An 867-nucleotide genomic window follows, 5' to 3' on the forward strand; every position below is an offset into this window, starting at 1 on the left:
GTAGTGCCTACTGCCCTGATTTATAGCAGCCTGTTTTTACAACAGGCCGTACTGCTTGAGTTTCTTGCGCAGGGTACCGCGGTTCAGGCCCAGCAGCTCGGCGGCTTTGGTCTGGTTACCACGGGTGTACTCGAGCACTTTCTCAAGCAGGGGGATTTCCATCTCAGCCAGTACCATCGGGTAGAGCTCGCTCACGGCTTCGCCGTCCAGCTGGTTGAAATAATCGTTTAACGAACGTCGCACACAATTGCGCAAGGTATCGTGGGTTTCACTGCGCGCAATAGTAAGATGCGGCTGCTTTCGTGCTTCAGCGGTGTTCATTTCAGTAAGTGTCCGTGCAGCGGCTGTGTTAACTGAAGAAAGGGTCATGCGGCCAGGGCTCCGTTTTTCTTCCGGGCAGACACCTCGCCATAACGACCGAAACGAACCCGGTCGGTAGTGGCGCTGATCTGTTGGAAAAACTGCTCGATTGCCACGCATTGGTCGGTGGCATTTTCCAGTGTGTTAAACCCGCGCCGGAAGTCTTCCCCATCGGGCAGGTTCTGTGTGTACCAGCCCAAGTGCTTGCGTGCGATACGCACCCCCATGAACTCACCATAAAAATGATGCAGTTCGGACAGGTGCTGCTGCACGCAGTCATGGACTTCCGTTACTAACGGCGCTGCGGGCAGCGAGCCGTGCTCGAGGTAATACAGGGTGTCCCGGAAGATCCACGGGTTACCCTGAGCAGCGCGGCCGATCATGATACCACCGGCGCCGGTGGATTCCAGTACCCGTTTAGCTTTTTCCGGGCTATCCACGTCTCCATTAGCCATTACCGGAATATTAACCGCGTCCACCACCTGTTTGATGGTGGTGTATTCGGCC

Annotated in this window: 2 protein-coding genes; both read right to left on the reverse strand. The window is 55.7% G+C overall.

Features of this window, described 5'->3' with window-relative positions; translation table 11 throughout:
• Positions 1 to 36 precede the first annotated feature (36 nt).
• A complete protein-coding gene (fis, locus tag A3754_RS03675; protein WP_007148571.1) occupies positions 37 to 321 on the reverse strand; it encodes a DNA-binding transcriptional regulator Fis in 285 nt (94 codons plus the stop codon).
• 44 nt (positions 322 to 365) lie between these two features.
• Positions 366 to 867 (reverse strand): tRNA-dihydrouridine synthase (locus A3754_RS03680; protein ID WP_197468428.1); only part of this gene is annotated, 502 nt, incomplete at its 5' end.

The organism is Alcanivorax sp. HI0083 (assembly GCF_001635175.1).

Bases quoted from the DNA above. Each gene is read 5' to 3' on its own strand.
- fis (WP_007148571.1), bottom strand. From the start codon at position 321: ATGAACACCGCTGAAGCACGAAAGCAGCCGCATCTTACTATTGCGCGC.